The 17,488-nt window shown below is 67.8% G+C and carries 9 protein-coding genes; 5 read left to right on the top strand and 4 right to left on the bottom strand.

Annotated features, from left to right (window positions below; translation table 11 throughout):
• The first annotated feature begins 189 nt into the window (after positions 1–189).
• From KYK13_RS30740 to KYK13_RS30755, 4 genes are all read left to right on the top strand, one after another.
• The gene (locus tag KYK13_RS30740) at positions 190–2,253 is read left to right on the top strand and encodes a PrkA family serine protein kinase (RefSeq protein WP_223636954.1); all 2,064 of its coding nucleotides are present in this window, start codon (positions 190–192) and stop codon (positions 2,251–2,253) included.
• A gap of 35 nt (positions 2,254–2,288) precedes the next feature.
• A complete protein-coding gene (locus KYK13_RS30745) occupies positions 2,289–3,398 on the top strand; it encodes a DUF444 family protein (protein WP_223636956.1) in 1,110 nt (369 codons plus the stop codon).
• A 41-nt stretch (positions 3,399–3,439) separates the two neighbouring features.
• Positions 3,440–4,933 carry a SpoVR family protein gene (locus tag KYK13_RS30750; RefSeq protein ID WP_223636958.1) on the top strand — a complete coding sequence of 498 codons (1,494 nt, stop codon included), beginning with the start codon at positions 3,440–3,442 and terminating at the stop codon, positions 4,931–4,933.
• A 94-nt stretch (positions 4,934–5,027) separates the two neighbouring features.
• Positions 5,028–6,218, top strand: coding sequence for a peptidoglycan DD-metalloendopeptidase family protein (locus KYK13_RS30755; protein ID WP_223636960.1), 1,191 nt, complete (start codon positions 5,028–5,030; stop codon positions 6,216–6,218).
• Positions 6,219–6,296: 78 nt separating this feature from the next.
• Here the strand turns inward: KYK13_RS30755 and KYK13_RS30760 are convergent, their stop codons facing one another.
• On the bottom strand, positions 6,297–6,884 hold the full coding sequence (locus KYK13_RS30760) for a DUF2378 family protein (RefSeq protein WP_223636962.1): 588 nt from the start codon (positions 6,882–6,884) through the stop codon (positions 6,297–6,299).
• Between the two features lie 278 nt (positions 6,885–7,162).
• Here KYK13_RS30760 and KYK13_RS30765 point away from each other — a divergent pair, with 278 nt between their 5' ends.
• A complete protein-coding gene (locus KYK13_RS30765; protein WP_223636965.1) occupies positions 7,163–9,670 on the top strand; it encodes a glycogen/starch/alpha-glucan phosphorylase in 2,508 nt (835 codons plus the stop codon).
• Between the two features lie 52 nt (positions 9,671–9,722).
• Here KYK13_RS30765 and KYK13_RS30770 read toward each other — a convergent pair whose 3' ends face one another.
• The 3 genes from KYK13_RS30770 to KYK13_RS30780 form a co-directional block, all read right to left on the bottom strand.
• Positions 9,723–11,675, bottom strand: a complete 1,953-nt coding sequence (locus KYK13_RS30770; RefSeq protein ID WP_223636968.1) for a M3 family metallopeptidase — start codon at positions 11,673–11,675, stop codon at positions 9,723–9,725.
• 192 nt (positions 11,676–11,867) lie between these two features.
• Entirely contained in the window at positions 11,868–12,290 is a 423-nt protein-coding gene (locus KYK13_RS30775) for an Ig-like domain-containing protein (RefSeq protein WP_223636971.1), read from the bottom strand.
• A gap of 152 nt (positions 12,291–12,442) precedes the next feature.
• A complete protein-coding gene (locus KYK13_RS30780; RefSeq protein ID WP_223636974.1) occupies positions 12,443–17,395 on the bottom strand; it encodes a lamin tail domain-containing protein in 4,953 nt (1,650 codons plus the stop codon).
• Positions 17,396–17,488 lie beyond the last annotated feature (93 nt).

Genomic DNA, 17,488 nt, shown 5'->3' on the forward strand with positions numbered 1-17,488 from the left:
CGACACGAGCCGAACGCGCGGTCCCACTCCGCGGCGGGGTCCCGAAGGGGCTGAAGCTTCGCGATTGTCGTCGCCTGGGACCTCTTCGGAGTGGGTGTGGAATGGCCTTCCAGCCCTCCAGGTTCACCATGCTGGCCCCCCGGAAGCGCGCGACCCTCGCGTCCTCCCGTGAGGCTACGAGGGAGAGACATGAAGGACGCTGAGAAGGGCTCGTGGGTCTCCAGAATCGCCGCGTTCCAGGACGTGAAGACCTACGCGGAACTCAACTGGGAGGGCTCTTTCGAGGACTACCTCGAAATCGTCCGGAAGAACCCCAAGGTCACCCGCACCGCCTTCCAGAGGATCTACGACATGATCCTCAGCCACGGGAAGTCGGAGTACATCGACAACAAGAAGAAGCTCACCCGCTACCACTTCTTCAGCGACGAGCGCTTCGGCGGCCGGGACGCCATCTTCGGCCTGGACGTGCCGCTGATGAAGCTGGTCAACGTCTTCAAATCCGCGGCCCAGGGCTACGGCACGGAGAAGCGCGTCATCCTCCTGCATGGCCCCGTGGGCTCGTCCAAGTCCACCATCGCCCGCCTGCTCAAGAAGGGCATGGAGGAGTACTCGAAGACGCCCGAGGGCGCCGCGTACACGTTCTCCTGGCTCACCGACAAGAAGCAGCCTGACGGCTCGGTCACCAAGGAGAAGATGAAGTGCCCGATGAACGAGGAGCCCCTCAACCTCGTCCCGCGCGAGTGGCGCCAGCGCATCTTCTCCGAACTGTCCCCGCCCGACGCCGGCTACACCATCCCGGATGGCTGCGAGCTGTGCCCCGCGTGCCGCTTCGTCTTCAAGGAGCTGATGACCCAGTACGGCGGTGACTTCGCAAAGGTCATGGACCACGTCCACGTCAACCGGCTCATCTTCAGTGAGAAGGACCGCGTGGGCATTGGCACCTTCCAGCCCAAGGACGAAAAGAACCAGGACTCCACCGAGCTCACCGGCGACATCAACTACCGGAAGATCGCCGAGTACGGCTCGGACTCCGACCCGCGCGCCTTCAACTTCGACGGCGAGTTCAACATCGCCAACCGCGGCGTCATTGAGTTCGTGGAGGTGCTCAAGCTGGACGTCGCGTTCCTCTACGACCTGCTCGGCGCGTCGCAGGAGCACAAGATCAAGCCGAAGAAGTTCCCTCAGACGGACATCGACGAGGTCATCATCGGGCACACCAACGAGCCCGAGTACAAGAAGCTCGAGAACAACGAGTTCATGGAGGCCTTGCGCGACCGTACGGTGAAGATTGACATCCCGTACATCACCAAGCTGTCCGAAGAGGTGAAGATCTACGAGAAGGACTTCAACTCGCGCGCCATCAAGGGCAAGCACATCGCGCCGCACACGCTGGAGATGGCCGCCATGTGGGCCGTCCTCACGCGCCTGGAGGAGCCCAAGAAGCACAACCTGTCGCTCCTGCAGAAGCTCAAGCTCTACAACGGCAAGACGCTGCCCAACTTCACCGAGGACAACATCAAGGAGCTGCGCAAGGAGTCCGTGCGCGAGGGCCTGGAGGGCATCAGCGCCCGCTACATCCAGGACAAGATCAGCAACGCCCTGGTGAGCGACAAGGGCGAGGGCTGCATCAACCCCTTCATGGTGCTCAACGAGCTGGAGGCCGGCCTCAAGACGCACTCGCTCATCAACACCGAGGACGCGCGCAAGCGGATGAAGGAGCTGCTCACCACGGTGAAGCAGGAGTACGAGGACATCGTCAAGAACGAGGTCCAGCGCGCCATCAGCGCTGACGAGGACGCCATCGGCAAGCTGTGCGGCAACTACATCGACAACATCAAGGCCTTCACCCAGAAGGAGAAGGTGAAGAACAAGTACACCGGCATCTACGAGGTGCCGGACGAGCGCCTGATGCGGTCGATTGAAGAGAAGATCGACATCCCCGAGAGCCGCAAGGACGACTTCCGCGGGGAGATCATGAACTACATCGGCGCGCTCGCGGTGGAGGGCAAGACCTTCAACTACCGGACCAACGAGCGGCTGCACAAGGCGCTGGAGCTGAAGCTGTTCGAGGACCAGAAGGACAGCATCAAGCTCAAGAACCTGGTGTCGTCCGTCGTGGACAAGGAGACCCAGGAGAAGATCGACCTGGTGAAGGACCGGATGATGAAGAACTACGGGTACTGCGAGATCTGCTCCACGGACGTGCTGAACTTCGTGGCCAGCATCTTCGCCCGCGGTGACGCCAAGGAGTAACGCGATAGCGCCTTGTCCAAGAGGGACGTGACACCGTGACCTTGAAGATCCACCAGGACCACTCCCGCTTCAAACAGATCGTCCGCGGGAAGATCAAAGCCAACCTGCGCAAGTACGTGCAGAAGGGCGAGATGCTGGGCAAGAAGGGCAAGGATGCCATCAGCATCCCCATCCCCTTCATCGACATCCCGCGCTTCAAGTACGGCCACAAGGAGCAGGGCGGCGTCGGACAGGGTGACGGTGACGTGGGTCAGCAGCTCGGCCCCGGGGCGGTGGAGCCCGGGGACGGGCACCAGGCCGGCCAGGGCGAGGGAGACCACGCCCTGGAGGTGGACGTCACCCTGGAGGAGCTGGCGCAAATCCTGGGAGAAGAGCTCCAGCTGCCGCGGATTGAACGGCGGCAGAACGAGCGCATCGTCACCCAGAAGGTGAAGTACACCGGCGTGAACACCACGGGCCCGGAGTCCCTGCGCCACTTCAAGCGCACCTTCAAGCAGGCCCTGAAGCGGCAGATCGCCACCGGCACCTACGACCCGAAGATGCCGGTCATCATCCCCACGCGCGAGGACCGCAGGTACCGCAGCTACAAGCTGCAGGAGCTGCCGGAGACGAACGCGGTCATCATCTACATGATGGACGTGTCCGGCTCGATGGGGGACGAGCAGAAGGAGATCGTCCGCATCGAGAGCTTCTGGCTCGATACGTGGCTCAAGCACCAGTACAAGGGACTGGAGTCGCGCTACATCATCCACGACGCGGTGGCGCGGGAAGTGGACCGCGACACCTTCTTCCACACCCGCGAGTCCGGCGGGACGATGATCTCCAGCGCGTACAAGCTGTGCCGGGACATCATCCAGGCGGACTACCCCAAGAGCGCGTGGAACATCTACCCGTTCCACTTCAGCGACGGGGACAACTGGAGCGCGGACGACACGCGCCAGTGCATCGAGATGCTCCGCAACGACATCCTCCCGCAGGTGAACCAGTTCGCCTACGGGCAGGTGGAGTCCCCCTACGGCAGCGGGCAGTTCATCAAGGACCTGCGCGAGGCGGTGGGTGACTCGAACAACGTCTCGCTGAGCGAGATCGCGGACAAGGACGCCATCTACGCTTCCATCAAGGACTTCCTCGGCAAGGGGCGCTGAAGACGAGCGCTTCTGTCATCCCCCACCGGAGCCACCGCCCCATGCCCAAGAGCCTCTCACCGCGACTCGCCGCGCTTCGGGATGAAATCCACGGCTACGCCAAGGAGTTCGGCCTGGATTTCTTCGACACCGTCTTCGAGATGGTGTCCTACGACGAGATGAACATGGTGGCCGCCTACGGCGGCTTCCCCACCCGCTACCCCCACTGGCGCTGGGGCATGGAGTACGAGCAGCTGGCGAAGGGGTACGAGTACGGGCTTTCGAAAATCTACGAGCTCGTCATCAACAACGACCCCTGCTACGCGTACTTGATGGAGAGCAACCCGGAGGTGGACCAGAAGCTGGTGATGGCCCACGTCTACGGCCACTGCGACTTCTTCAAGAACAACTTCTCCTTCCGGCACACCAACCGCCGGATGATTGATGACATGGCCAACCATGCCACCCGCGTCCGGCGCTGGGTGGACAAGATTGGCGTGGAGAAGGTGGAGGACTTCATCGACCGGACGCTGTCCTTGGAGAACCTCATCGACCAGCACGCGCCCCACATCCGGCGCAACCCGGATCCGCAGCGCGCGGAAGAGGAGGCCAAGTCCAACGAGCGCGTGGAGGGCTTCAAGGTGAACCGCGAGTACATGCGCGGCTTCATCAACCCCTCCGAGTTCATGGACTCCCAGCGCAAGCGCGCCGAGGACGAGAAGCAGCAGCGCAAGCGCTTCCCGGAGCGCCCGCAGCGCGACGTGCTCTACTTCCTCTTGGAGCACGCGCCGCTGGAGCCCTGGGAGGTGGACATCCTCTCCATCCTGCGCGACGAGGCGTACTACTTCGCGCCGCAGGGCCAGACGAAGATCATGAACGAGGGGTGGGCCAGCTACTGGCACTCCACCATCATGACCCGCCGGGCGCTGAAGGACGATGAGATCATCGACTACGCGGACCACCACTCGGGCACCATGGGCGTGCGCCCCGGCGCCATCAACCCGTACAAGCTGGGCATCGAGCTGTGGCGGGACATCGAGGACCGGTGGAACAAGGGCCGGTTCGGCAAGGAGTGGGACGAGTGCGATGACCTTCGCGCGCGCCAGGCCTGGGACAAGAAGCTGGGCGCGGGGCGTGAGAAGATCTTCGAGGTGCGCAAGCACTACAACGACATCACCTTCATCGACACGTTCCTCACCGCCGAGTTCGCCCAGCAGCAGAAGCTCTTCGTCTACGGCTTCAACGACAAGCGCAACTCGTGGGAGATCCTGGACCGTGAGTTCCGCAAGGTGAAGAACAAGCTGCTCACGTCGCTCACCAACTTCGGGCAGCCCATCATCGAGGTGGTGGACGGCAACTACGAGAACCGCTCGGAGCTGCTGCTCGCGCACAAGCACGACGGGCAGGACCTGAAGGGCGACTACGCGCGGGAGACGCTGCGCAACCTCCAGAGCCTCTGGCGCCGGCCGGTGAACATCATCACCCGCTACGACGGCAAGGGGACCCTGTTGCGCTACGACGGGCAGCACCACTCGGAAAAGAAAGTGGAGCTGTAAGGCCGGGCGTCCCAAGCAGGCAGGCGGGCTGACGGAGCGCGGTCAGGATTTGGGCGGAGGGCCAACAGTCCTCTACACTCCTGTATCGCCCCCCATGAAGACCGCTTCCCTCCTCTGCCTCGCCGCCCTGGGCGTGGCTTCGACGTCCGAAGCCGCCACCCACTTCGAAATCAAGAACCGCCGCATCGAGCCGCGCCAGACGCTGGCCGGTGCGCTGCACGAGGCGGCGCTGCCCGACGAGCAGGTGACGGCGGTCATCTCCGCGCTGGAGGGCGTGTTCGACTTCCGCAAGTCGCGCGTGGGCGACCAGTTCCGGCTGGTGATGCGCGACGGAGAGCTGGACTTCTTCGACTACCGCCAGAGCGCGGTGGACGAGTGGCAGGTGCGCCGCGACGGCGAGAAGTACATCGGCAGCAAGCGCTCCATCGACGTGGAGAAGCAGGTGTCGGTGGTGTCGCTGGAGATCAACTCGTCCCTGTACGAGGCGACGCTGGCGGCGGGCGAGGACCCGTCCATCGGCCTGGTGCTGTCGGACGTGTTCGCGTGGGACATCGACTTCTACCGGGACGTGCGCAAGGGCGACAAGGCGAAGGCCCTGGTGGAGAAGTTCGTCTCCAAGGGCCGCGTGCTGCGCTACGGCGAGGTGCTGGCGGCCACGTATGAGGGCGGCCTGGTGGGCAACAAGCGCGTGTTCCGCTACGTGCTGCCCAACGGCGAGGCCAACTTCTTCCAGGAGGACGGCGCGAGCGCGAAGAAGACCTTCCTCAAGAGCCCGCTGAAGTACGCGCACATCACCAGCAGCTTCGGGTCGCGCTTCCACCCGGTGCTCCAGTACGTGAAGAACCACAACGGCGTGGACTACGGCACGCCCATTGGCACCCCGGTGTGGGCCGTGGCGGACGGCACCGTCGTGTCCGCGGGCAACGCGGGCGCCGCGGGCAACATGGTGGTGCTGCGCCACGCCAACGGCCTGGAGACGCAGTACATGCACCTGTCGCGCTTTGGCGACGGCGTGCGCGCCGGCCAGCGCGTGCGGCAGAAGCAGGTGATTGCCTACTCCGGCAACACCGGCCGCTCCACCGGCCCGCACCTGCACTTCGGCCTGAAGCGCAACGGCGCCTACGCCAACCCGCTCACCCAGAAGTTCCCCCGCGCGGATCCGCTGCCCAAGGAGCTGACGGCGGACTTCCTCGCCAGGGCGCATGACATGGCCCAGCAGCTGGACACCGTGTCCGTGGCCGCCGTCGCCGGCAAGGCCGGCCCGCCGCCCGCCGCCGCGAAGTAGCGCGAACGCCGGCGTTGAAGCCCCCCGGGCCCCCTCCCCTTCACGGTGGAGCGGGGCCCGTCGCTTTTCGCCGGGCCGTCAGGTCCACTCGATGAGGAACTCGGAGTCGCCCAGGCTCCGCTCGGTGCCCCGCACGCGGCCCTCGCGGTGCAGCGCGGTGAGGGCGCCGCCGAGGATGCCCTCGTGGACCTCCACGGGCAGCAGGTCGCCCTTGAAGAGCAGGCGCACGCGCTTGTCGCCCAGGGCCTGGTACTCGCGCTGCCCGTAGCTCACCGCGGTGGAGTACGACGCGGGCGCGTTGCTGTACATGCGCTTGGGGTCTCCGCCGCCGGAGGTGAGGCGCAGGAGCGTCTGCCCCACCGTGGACTCGAAGAACGTCCCGACGATGGCCTCCCCGCACGCCCGCAGGGCCTCGTCGCGCGCGCCGTATTCCGGCTGGAGCGCTTCGGACGCGAAGGCGAGCAGCCGCAGGAAGTCCACTGCCGGATAGGAGAAGAAGTCCACCGGGCTTCGCTGCATGAGCGGCGCGCGCAGGGTCTCCGCGGCGTCGCGCCCCAGCCGCTGGTGCACCAGCCGCAGCACCGCCGCGAAGCTCAATCCCCGCACGGTGTCCCCCGGCCGCGTGAGGGCGATGCGCGCTTCCAGGTCATCCAGGGGGTGGGACATTCGCGGAGTGTTGTACCGCACTTCCTTGAACTTCCGGTCTTCCCTTGAGGGCAGCTTGCATGCCCCGCGCAGGCGCTGGGGCCGCGGCGCGTCACGCGGGTCGCCGGACACCTTCCCTCCCTGGCGGAGGAGGCGGCCGACCCCGGGGAGGGGTGTGGGTTTCCCCTGCCCTGGGCTGGCGCGACACGGTACCCTTTCGCCATGGGCGTCCCGCGTCAAGCGCGCGGGGCGTTTTCGCAGTCCTTCCACCTTTTCGCGACCCTCGAGACGACCGACTTATGGCTCCTCCCGCCTCCGCGCGCCCCGCATCGCCCCCGCCCTCCGCCTCGGGAGCTCCCGAAGACAGCGGCCGCACCGGGCTCGACGCGGCCAGCGTCCGTCGCGGCTTCTTCGAACACGTGCGCTATTCGCGCGGAAAGAATCCGGAGACGGCCACCGCGCACGACCGCTTCATGGCGCTGTCGCTGGCCGTGCGCGACCGGCTCACGGACCGCTGGGTGAAGACGGCGCGCACCTACTACGAGAAGGACGTCAAGCGAGCCTATTACCTGTCCGCGGAGTACCTGCTGGGTCGCGCGCTGGGCAACAACCTGCTCAACCTCAACATGTACGAGGCCGCGGCCGCCGCCATGCAGGAGGTCGGCGTGGACCTGAACCAGCTGCTGGAGATGGAGCCGGACGCGGGCCTGGGCAACGGCGGTCTGGGCCGGCTGGCGGCGTGCTTCCTGGATTCGCTGGCCACCCTGGGCTACCCGGGCATGGGCTACGGCATCCGCTACGAGTTCGGCATCTTCTCGCAGGACCTGGTGGGCGGACACCAGGTGGAGCGCGCGGACGAGTGGCTGAAGTTCGGCAACCCGTGGGAGATCGTCCGGCCGGAGAAGGCGGTGCCGGTGCGCTTCTTCGGGCGCGTGGAGCACCACCAGGACGCGGATGGCCGGCCGGTGGCGCGCTGGGTGGGCGGCAAGACGGTGGTGGGCGTTCCGTACGACACGCCCATCGCGGGCTACGGCAACAACACCGTCAACACGCTGCGGCTGTGGCAGGCGCGCGCGAGCGCCGAGTTCGACCTGCTCTTGTTCAACGCCGGTGACTACGAGCGCTCCGTGGTGGAGAAGAACGACTCGGAGGTCATCTCCAAGGTCCTCTATCCCAACGACGCGTTCCAGGCGGGCAAGGAGCTGCGGCTCAAGCAGCAGTACTTCTTCGTGGCGTGCTCCATCGCGGACATCGTCCGGCGCTACCTGAAGAACCACAACGACTTCCGCGAGTTCTCCCGCAAGTGCGCCATCCAGCTCAATGACACGCATCCGGCCATTGGCGTGGCGGAGCTGATGCGCGTGCTGGTGGACGAGAAGCGCCTGCTCTGGGACGAGGCCTGGTCCATCACCCAGGAGACGTTCGGCTACACCAACCACACGCTGCTGGCGGAGGCCATGGAGCGCTGGCCGGTGTCGCTGTTCGAGCGGCTGCTGCCCCGGCACCTGGAGATCATCTACGAAATCAACCAGCGCTTCATGCGCCAGGTGCAGATCCGCTACCCGTTCGACGTGGAGAAGCAGCAGCGGATGAGCCTGGTGGAGGAGGGCCCGGAGAAGAAGATCCGCATGGCCCACCTGGCGGTGCTGGGCAGCCACAGCGTCAACGGCGTGGCCGCGCTGCACACGGACCTCTTGCGCCGCGACGTGCTGCCGGACTTCGCGCAGATGTACCCGGAGCGCTTCAACAACAAGACCAACGGCGTGACGCCGCGCCGGTGGCTGGCGTGGTGCAACCCGCGCCTGTCCAAGCTCATCACCAGCCGCATTGGTGAAGGCTGGGTGACGGACCTGGATCAGCTCCAGAAGCTGGAAGCGCACGCGGAGGACCCGGAGTTCCGCAAGGCCTTCCGCGAGGTGAAGCGCGCCAACAAGGAGGAGCTGGCCCAGCACGTGAAGGACCTGCGCTGGGTGCAGCTCAATCCGGACGCCATCTTCGACGTGCAGATCAAGCGACTGCACGAGTACAAGCGGCAGCTCCTGGACGCCATCCACATCGTGGCGCTGTGGATGAAGGCGCGGCGCGACCCGTCCAGCGTCATCCACCCGCGCGCGTTCCTCTTCGGCGCGAAGGCGGCGCCGGGCTACCACCTGGCGAAGCTGACCATCCGGCTCATCAACGGCATCGCGGAGGTGGTCAACAGCGACGCGGGCGCCACGGGGTTGCAGGTGGTGTTCCTGCCCAACTACCGGGTGAGCCTGGCGGAGCGCATCATCCCCGCGGCGGACGTGTCCGAGCAGATTTCGACGGCGGGCTGGGAGGCCTCCGGCACGGGCAACATGAAGCTGATGCTCAACGGCGCGCTGACGCTGGGCACGCTGGACGGCGCCAACGTGGAGATTCGCGACGCGGTGGGCGACGAGAACTTCTTCCTCTTCGGCCTCACGGCGGACGAGGTCATCGCGCGCAAGAAGGCCGGCTACAAGCCGCGTGAGGTGTACGAGTCCAACACGGAGCTGCGCGACGCGCTGAACCTCATCCGCGACGGCTTCTTCTCGCCGGAGGACCGCAACCTCTTCCAGCCGCTGGTGGACAGCCTGCTCAACGAGGACCGCTACCTGGTGCTGGCGGACTTCGCGGCGTACGCGGCGAAGCAGGAGGAGGTGGCGCGCGCCTACAAGGACCCGGAGTCCTGGACGAAGAAGTGCATCATCAACGTCGCCCGCGCGGGCATCTTCTCCTCCGACCGCACCATCAAACAGTACGCGGAGGAGATCTGGCGCGTGCAGAAGACCGACGTGGAGTGACGTGAGGCCCCAGGCGGCCCCGGCGAACCGGCCGGGGCCCCCTCGCCGTCACTCAGGCGGCCTTGTTGAGCCAGGCCTCGTACGCGCGGAAGTCGTAGTCGCGGCCGAGGAAGTGGTGCACCAGCCGCGCGGCGTCGTCAGAGCCGCCCGGCTCCAGCACCGCGCGGCGGTAGGCCTGCGCGGGCTCCGGGTTGAGCAGGCCCTTCGTCTGGAACACCGTGAAGAGGTCCTTCGCGATGACCAGGGACCACATGTAAGTGTAGTAGTTGGACGAGTACCCGTCCAGGTGCCCGAAGGTGAGGTGGAAGTAGGTGCCCTCCAGGTACGGGAAGGGGATGTACTGGCTCTGCAGCTCGCGCACGAGCGCGGTGGCGTCCAGGTTCTTCGGGTCGCGCCGGTAGAGCTCCAGGCTGAGCGCCGCGTAGAACATCTGCTGGCGCACGAAGAGCCCCTTGCCGAACTCGTCCGCGGCGAGCATCCGCTCCACCAGCTCCGCGGGCAGCGCCTCGCCGGTCTGATAGTGCTTCGCGAAGGTCTGGAGGCACGTCACGTCGCGCGCCCACTCCTCCAGCATCTGCGACGGGGCCTCCACGAAGTCCCACTCCGTGCGCACGCCGGACAGGCCCGCCCACTTCGTGTGGCCGCCGAAGATGTGGTGCAGGAGGTGGCCGAACTCGTGGAAGAAGGTCTCCACGTCGCCGTGCTGCATGAGCGCCGGCTCCGCGCCGGGCTTGGGGAAGTTGCAGATGAGCGCGCCTTCCGGCAGCCGCCGCCCGGACTTGCCGCTGGTCAGCGTGAACTGGGCCGCGTGCTTGTACTTGTCCGCGCGCGGGTGCATGTCCAGGAAGAAGCGGCCCTTGAGCGTCGGGCCCTCGTAGACGTCGTAGGCCTCCACGTCCGGGTGCCACACGGGCACGTCCTTCACCGGGCGGTAGGTGACGCCGAAGAGGCGCGCGGTGAGGTCCAGCACGCCCTGCTTCACGCGGGTGTATTCGAAGTAGGGGCGCACCGTCTGCGAGTCGAAGGCGTACTGCTCCGCCTTCACGCGGTCATCCAGGTAGCCGGAGTCCCACGGGTTCACCTTGTCGGCGGACGGGTCGTCCTTGCGCTTGCGCTCCAGGAGCACCGCGTAGTCGCGCTTCATGCGCGCCTCCGACGCGTCGGCGATCTTCCGGATGAAGGTGCCCGCGGCGTCCGCGGTGCGCACCATCTTGTCCTCAGTGGCGTAGGCGGCCCAGTGCGGGTAGCCCAAGAGCGTGGCCAGCTCGTGGCGCTTCTGGACCAGCTTCTGGAGCACGTCCACGTTGGCGGGGTAGCCGCGCTGGCGGTTGGCGCGCCAGAGCGCTTCGCGGGCCTTGCCGTCGCGCGCGTAGGTGAGGAAGGGCACCAGGTCCGGGTAGTCCGTGGAGATGCGCACCTGGCCATCCTCGCCGGGGGCGTGCGCGCGCACGTAGTCCTCCGGCAGGCCCGCCAGCGCGGCCGGGGGTAGCGACACCGTGCGGGTGTCCTGGCTGATGTTGCGGCTGAACTCCTGGCCAATGCGGACCAGCTCCTCCTGGAGCGCCTTCACCTTCGCGCGGGTGGCGTCGTCGCGGTCCACGCCGGCGCGGCGGAAGTCGCGCAGCACCTTCTCCATCCACTTGCGCGTGGCGGCGTCCGCCTGGGACAGGTCCACGCGCGCCAGGACGTTGTAGACGCCCCGGTCCATGCGGATGTCGTTGGCCAGGTTCTCGATGGCCTGCTCGGCCTGCTCCGCGGCTTCGCGCAGGGCGGCCTCCGGGTGCGTGTGGCGCACGACGCTGGCGCGCGCGGCGGCGTCATCCAGCGCGGCGGAGGACTCGTCGAACAGGTCCAGCACCTCCTGGGAGGGTGTGGAGGCGGGCAGCGTCTTCAGGCGCGCGATGCCGTCGCGGGCCTTGGTCAGGGCCTCCTCGCTCGCGCGGCGGAACTCCTCCGGTGGGCAGGTGACGTGGCGGGCGGCGTCGGGGACCAGGGGCTCGGACACGGGGTGGGCTCCTCTCAAGCCGTGGGTGTCAGGGAAGGTGCCCAAAGCTAATGCGCTCCGCTGGCCCTGGCAGCATCCGTGTGGCGTGGCGCCCACGGGTGCCGGACAGTGGACGCCCTCCCCCGCCCCGTCCGTCGGGCGGCGGACGGGCGGGCCTCGATGCGGCGCCCCCCGTGGGCACCTCGGAGGTGACTACCGGAACACGAGCGTCACCTCGCCGATGATGATCCACCCGCCATCCAGCTCGTTTGCCGACACATACAGCCTCTTGTTGCCCGGTGTGGTGGCGCGTACTTCCACTCGAGCCTGGCCCTGGCGATCCGTGAAGCTTTTCTCCTGCGAGACGGTGAAGCCCTCGCCGTCGCCCACCTGCGTGTTCACGAAGCGTCCGGAAAGCGGCCTGGAGTCCTCGTTGCGCAGCGTGACCGTGACGACCATGGTGTCCTGACCGTTCGCCAGCAACGGATCCGTCCCCGGGGCAAGCTCCACCGAGCAGTTCTCCGGAGCAATCAGCGTGGAGGGAGCCTTCGGGTCCTCTCCACAGCCCACGGGGACACCCAGGGCCAGCAGCCCCACCACCAGACACCGAGCCAGCAGCACGCGCCGCGAAGACATGAGCATTCCTTCCCAGACAGCCCGCGCCCGGAGCAGGCATGCGGCGGGCGGAGTCTGTCATGGCAGGGGTGCGCCCGTAACGGAGGAAGGCCGCCCCGGCGTGCGTGCCGGAGGCGGCCTTCCTGGGACTTCTCACGGGTGAGACGGAGACGTCAGTAGAACTCGGTCGGGCTCGTGGAGCCCTGCGGCTGCCGGACGGCTCGGGTCACGAAGTCGTTCTTGTTGTTGTCCGAGTCGTACCCATTGCCCCGGAGGGCGTCCGCGCCCCCCACGGCCATGGTGGCGGAGGTGGAGGTGGACACGGCCTTGCGCTCCAGGCTTCCGCCCACCGCCGGATGGGCCGGGGCCGCATTACCAGCACCACCCTCGGGGCTATTTCCGGTGCCCCATCCCAGCAGGTCCACGTCCACGTACGTCCCACTCACGGGCTGCTGGATACGGACGTGGCCACCCGCGGTGGTGGAGGCCGACATGTCGAAGCTGTAGCCGACGTCCCTGGCGGCCGTGCCGCTGTAGTTCGCCCCGCCCAGGAGGAAGTAGCCGTGGGCGCGGATGACCTTTCCGGCGGGGATGGTGACGTTCGCGCTCCAGGTGGTGCCGGTGGCGGACTTGTAGCCCACCTGCCAGTTGGACAGGTCCACGTCTGAATTCGTCGGGTTGTAGAGCTCGATGAACTCATCCGTCGCGGCCGCGCCAGTGCCGTTGCCACCGCTGATCTCACTGATGACCACGTGGTTCGTCAGCGGAGCCTTGACGACCTGCACCGTGACCGAGCCCCAGGTACCCCCGGGCGGATCCACCTTGCCGTTCTGGTCGCAGTACACCCACGGCTCGCCAACGAACCGGTAGCGGAAGCCGTAGTTGTACGTGCCCGCCGTGGGAATCTGGAGGACCGCCTTCATCTCGTCGTTGTTCGAGTTCGGCGGGGTGAAGCCCGGGTTGAAGTCCGCCGCCTTCCACGTCCAGCCCGCGGGGTTTGTGGCATCCGTGCCGTAGCCCAGCTGCGCCTCGATGAAGGGGTAGAAGTCGTTGCCCTTCGTGTTCCGCTGCGTGACGTCGTAGCTGTAGAACTGGCTGAAGATGTCGTAGCTGTCGTTGGCGTTGATGGTGGCCGGGTAGGCGCCGTCCGCCGACGGGAACGTCTTCGGGTACTGGATGGCGCACCAGTTCACCGGCTTCTCCACGTTCAGGCCGCAGTCGTCGTTGAGCTGACCCGGTGTGCCCCGGTTGCCGCCGGACAGGCTGCCGGTGGAGTCACACCAGTACCAGGCCTGCGCGCTGCCCTTCGTCCCGATGATGCTGGACGCGAGGCTCATGGCCCGGCCCGGCGTCTGGGGGAACGCGCTCGTGTACGTCAGGCTGTCCACCGTCACCGTGCCCTGCTTCAGCGTGATGGAGCCCGTGCTGTCCAGGGAGATGTCCGTGCCCCAGGCGTCATTCGCCGCCACGCCACCGTTGGTGGCGAAGTTCGCGTTCTGCGCGAGCACCGTGCGCCCGCCCGCCGGCACCAGCAGCGCGTGGCCGTGGTTGACCGTGAAGGACGTGGGCGTGCCCGCGCTGTTCACCAGGTCCACCCCCAGGCCGTTGGCGTCCAGCAGCTTCGTCGTGGTGTTGGTCAGCTCCACGTACTCCGTGAGGCCCGCGAGCGGCGAGTGCATCACCTCGGAGATGACCAGCTCTCCCGCGCCCGGGTGCGTCGCCGTGGCGCACGCGCCCGCGTAGCAGACCGCGTTCGCGCCAGGGCAGGCCTGGAGGGTCGTCTCACCGGCCACGCAGGTCGGCGCGCCATTCTGCACCTCGCACACCGACGAGTAGACCTCCAGCGACGTGCCGTCCTCCGCGCACTGGGGCCCCGGCGGCGTGCACACGTAGCCGCTGCACGGGTTGGTGGTGGCGGAGCTCGCCGTGGCCAGCCCGCTGGCGTTGCCCGCGCCGTCGAACGTCTTCAGCGCGAAGTAGTACGTCGTGCCTTCCGTCAGGCCGGTGACGGTGAAGGACTCCGCCGTGCCCGCCGTCTTCGGCGCAGGCACGCCCGTCACGAGCGTGGCCGAGTCGAAGGTGGCGTCGGTGATGGCGGACGTGGCGTAGCGCAGCTCGTAGCGAGCCGCCGTGCCCAGGACGCCGTCGTCACCGGGGGCCTGCCAGTCCAGCCGGATGCTGCCGCCAGACACCGCCGTCGCACGGAAGTTCGCCGCGACAGCAGGCGCCTGCGTGTCGGAGATGATCAGGTCCGCGGACGTGATGTCCTGGAGGCCGCCGGCGCTCGCCTTGAGCTGATACGTCCCCTCGTCATTGATGCTGAGGCCGCTGAAGGTGGCCACGCCGCCCACGGTGGCTCGCGTGGGGATGCCCTGTGCGAAGGTGCCGCCCACCAGCGCCAGCTGCACATCCACCGACGCGCCGGTCACGTTGTTGCCGAAGGCGTCGCGCACCGCGACCTGGATGTCCGCCAGCGACTGCCGCACCGAGCCCGTCGTGGGCGCGGAGGCGAAGAGCAGCTGGGCCGCGGACGCCGGGAGGATGGTGAAGGTGTGCGAGACCGTGAGCGATGGGTCCGTCACGTCCTTGGCGGTGACCGACTGGTCCCCGGAGGTGCGCAGCTCCACGTTGAAGGTGCGCCGGCCCTCGTCCAGCAGGGTGAAGGTGTACGCGCCGGGCAGCACCGCCCGCGTGTCCGTGGAGGAGAACGTCACCGTGGACGCGTAGTCCTTCGCCACGTTGCCGTAGGCGTCATGCGCCACCAGCTCGTAGCTCAGCGTCTGGCCCGCACCGAAGGGGCCCGCGCTCGCGACGACCGCGAGGGACGCGGCCGCGCTGGCGCGCACCTCGGTGCTCACCGTCGCGGTGACGGTCGGGGTCGCGGGAACCGTGGCGGTGAGCGACTGCGCTCCCGCCGTCTTGAACACCAGGCCGGAGACCGTCTTCTGGCCCCCGTCCGCCGGGATGAAGACCGCGTCCGCGGGCAGCACCGCCTGCGCATCCGAGGACGTGAAGTGCACCGTGCCGGCGTAGCTGCTGACGCGGTTGCCGAAGGCATCCGTCACGGACACGGTCACGTTGTTCGAGGCACCCGCGGTGACAGAAGCCGGGAGGGCCGCCAGCACGAGCTTCGACGCGGCGCCAGCGCCCACCGTGAAGGACTGGCTCACCTTCGTCAGCGCGCCCGCAGTGGCCGTGAACGTGTACGTGCCCGCAGTGTCCACGCGCAGGCCGGAGAAGGTGGCCACGCCGTTCACCGCGGACACCGTCACCGCCTGGAAGCCGGGCTGGCCGGTGAGGGTCAGCGTCACCGCCGTGGTGGCCGTGGAGACGACGTCACCGCGCGCATCCTGCAGCGACACGGCCACGTTCGCGAGCGCCGCGCCCGCCGTCCCGTTCGAAGGCTGCGCCGTGAACGCCAGCTGCGTCACCGCCGGATTCGACGTGGACACCGCCAGGCTGTCCGAGCGCGCGGAGTTGCCGTGCGCGTCCATCACCTTCAGCGCCACGTGGTACGTCTTGCCCGCCGCCAGCCCGGAGAGGGTCGCGGACTGCACCGCGCCCGGAGGCACGGGGGCGGCGACCGTCACCGGCGTCGCCGCGTTGAAGGCCGCGTCCGTGGTGATGGCGGACGTCGAGTAGCGCAGCTCCTGCGACGTCAGCTGGCCCAGCACGCCGTCATCCCCCACGCCCGTCCACTGCACGGTGAGGCCCGTCTCCGTGGCCCCCGTCTGCGTCAGCACCGGCTTCGCGGGCGGCACGTCGTCCACCACCTGCACGTCCGCGCTGCTCACGTCCTGCAGCCCCTGCGCGGAGGCCACCAGGTGCGTGGTGCCATGCCCCGCGATGCTCAAGCCCGTGAACGTCGCGACGCCGTCCACCGGCGCCGCGCTCGTCGTGCCCGACAGCGTGAAGGCCCCCGCCGGCAGCGCCAGCTTCACCGCCAGCCCGGTCGCCGACGCCGGGTTGCCGAAGGCGTCCTGCACGGCCACCTTCACGGTGCCCAGCGGCGCGCGCGTCGACACGGGCGAGGCCGGCTGCTGCGTGAAGGCCAGGCGCGAGGCCGCCGCGGCGGACACGTTCACGGCGAATTCGAACGAGAACGCGCCCGCGCTGTCCGCGAGGGTCATGAACCGACGCCCGGCCGTGCGGAAGGTGATGCCCTGGAACTTGAACCTGCCCGCGTCCGAGGTCGTGAAGGTGTGCGCGGCCGGCAGCGTCGCGGCCGCGTCCGTGGACTTCAGCGTCACCGTGCCCGCGTAGTTCGTCACCGTGTTGGAGTACGCGTCCTCCAGCGTGACCTCCAGGTCCTGGGCCACGCCCGCCGTCGCGGTCTCCAGCAGGTGGTCCAGGCCCAGCCCGTTCACCGCCCCCGGCATCACCGAGAAGACGGTGCTGGCCACGGGCTCGAAGCCCGCGGCGTTCGCCATGAAGTAGTAGCCCCCGCCCGCCTTCTTCAGCACCACGTCCGGGAAGGTCGCGACGCCGTTCACCGCGGCCACCGTCAGCTGGCCCTCCGTGAACACGATGCCACCGGAACCCAGGGACAGCGTCACCTCCACGTTGCTGTCCGTCACCACCGCGCCGGCGCCGTCGTGCACCTCCACCACCAGGCCCTGGAGCGGAACGCCGGCCACGCCGTCCGGCAGCGCCGAGCGGAACGCCAGCGTCTTCACGGTGCTGACGTCCGCGAACTCCACCGTGGCCGTCTGCGTGAGCGTCACCATCTTGCCGGTGTCGTCCTTCACGGACGCCTTCACCGTCTTCACGCCAGGCACCGTGGACTTCACGTGCGCTTGCGCCTCACCGTTGATGCCGGTGACGAGCGCCGACTCCAGGACGGAGGCGCCATCCCCTTCCACCGTCACCGACACGGTGCGCCCGGACAGCCGCGAGCCGTCCGCCTTGCGCAGCGCCGTCACCGTGACGACCGCGGCGTCGTCGCCGTTCGCCAGCACGCCCGTGGGCCGGTCCACCTTCACCGTGGAGGCCGCTGCGTCCACCACGCCCTCCACCTCCGGCGGAGGCTGCGGGGAGGTTCCAGAATCCGTGCAGCCGAGCGACAGGCCTAGACACAGCACGCTCAACCCCAGACAGCGGGCGAGCACAGCAATCCGTGGGGACATGGATGTCTCCGTCCAGCGAGCAGACCCCGCGCGGCGAAATGCGCATCACGCGGGGTTGCAGTGCTTTCTAGCAGACATCCCCTGGTCACCGCG

The sequence above is a fragment of the Corallococcus sp. EGB genome (genome assembly GCF_019968905.1).
GTDB lineage: Bacteria > Myxococcota > Myxococcia > Myxococcales > Myxococcaceae > Corallococcus.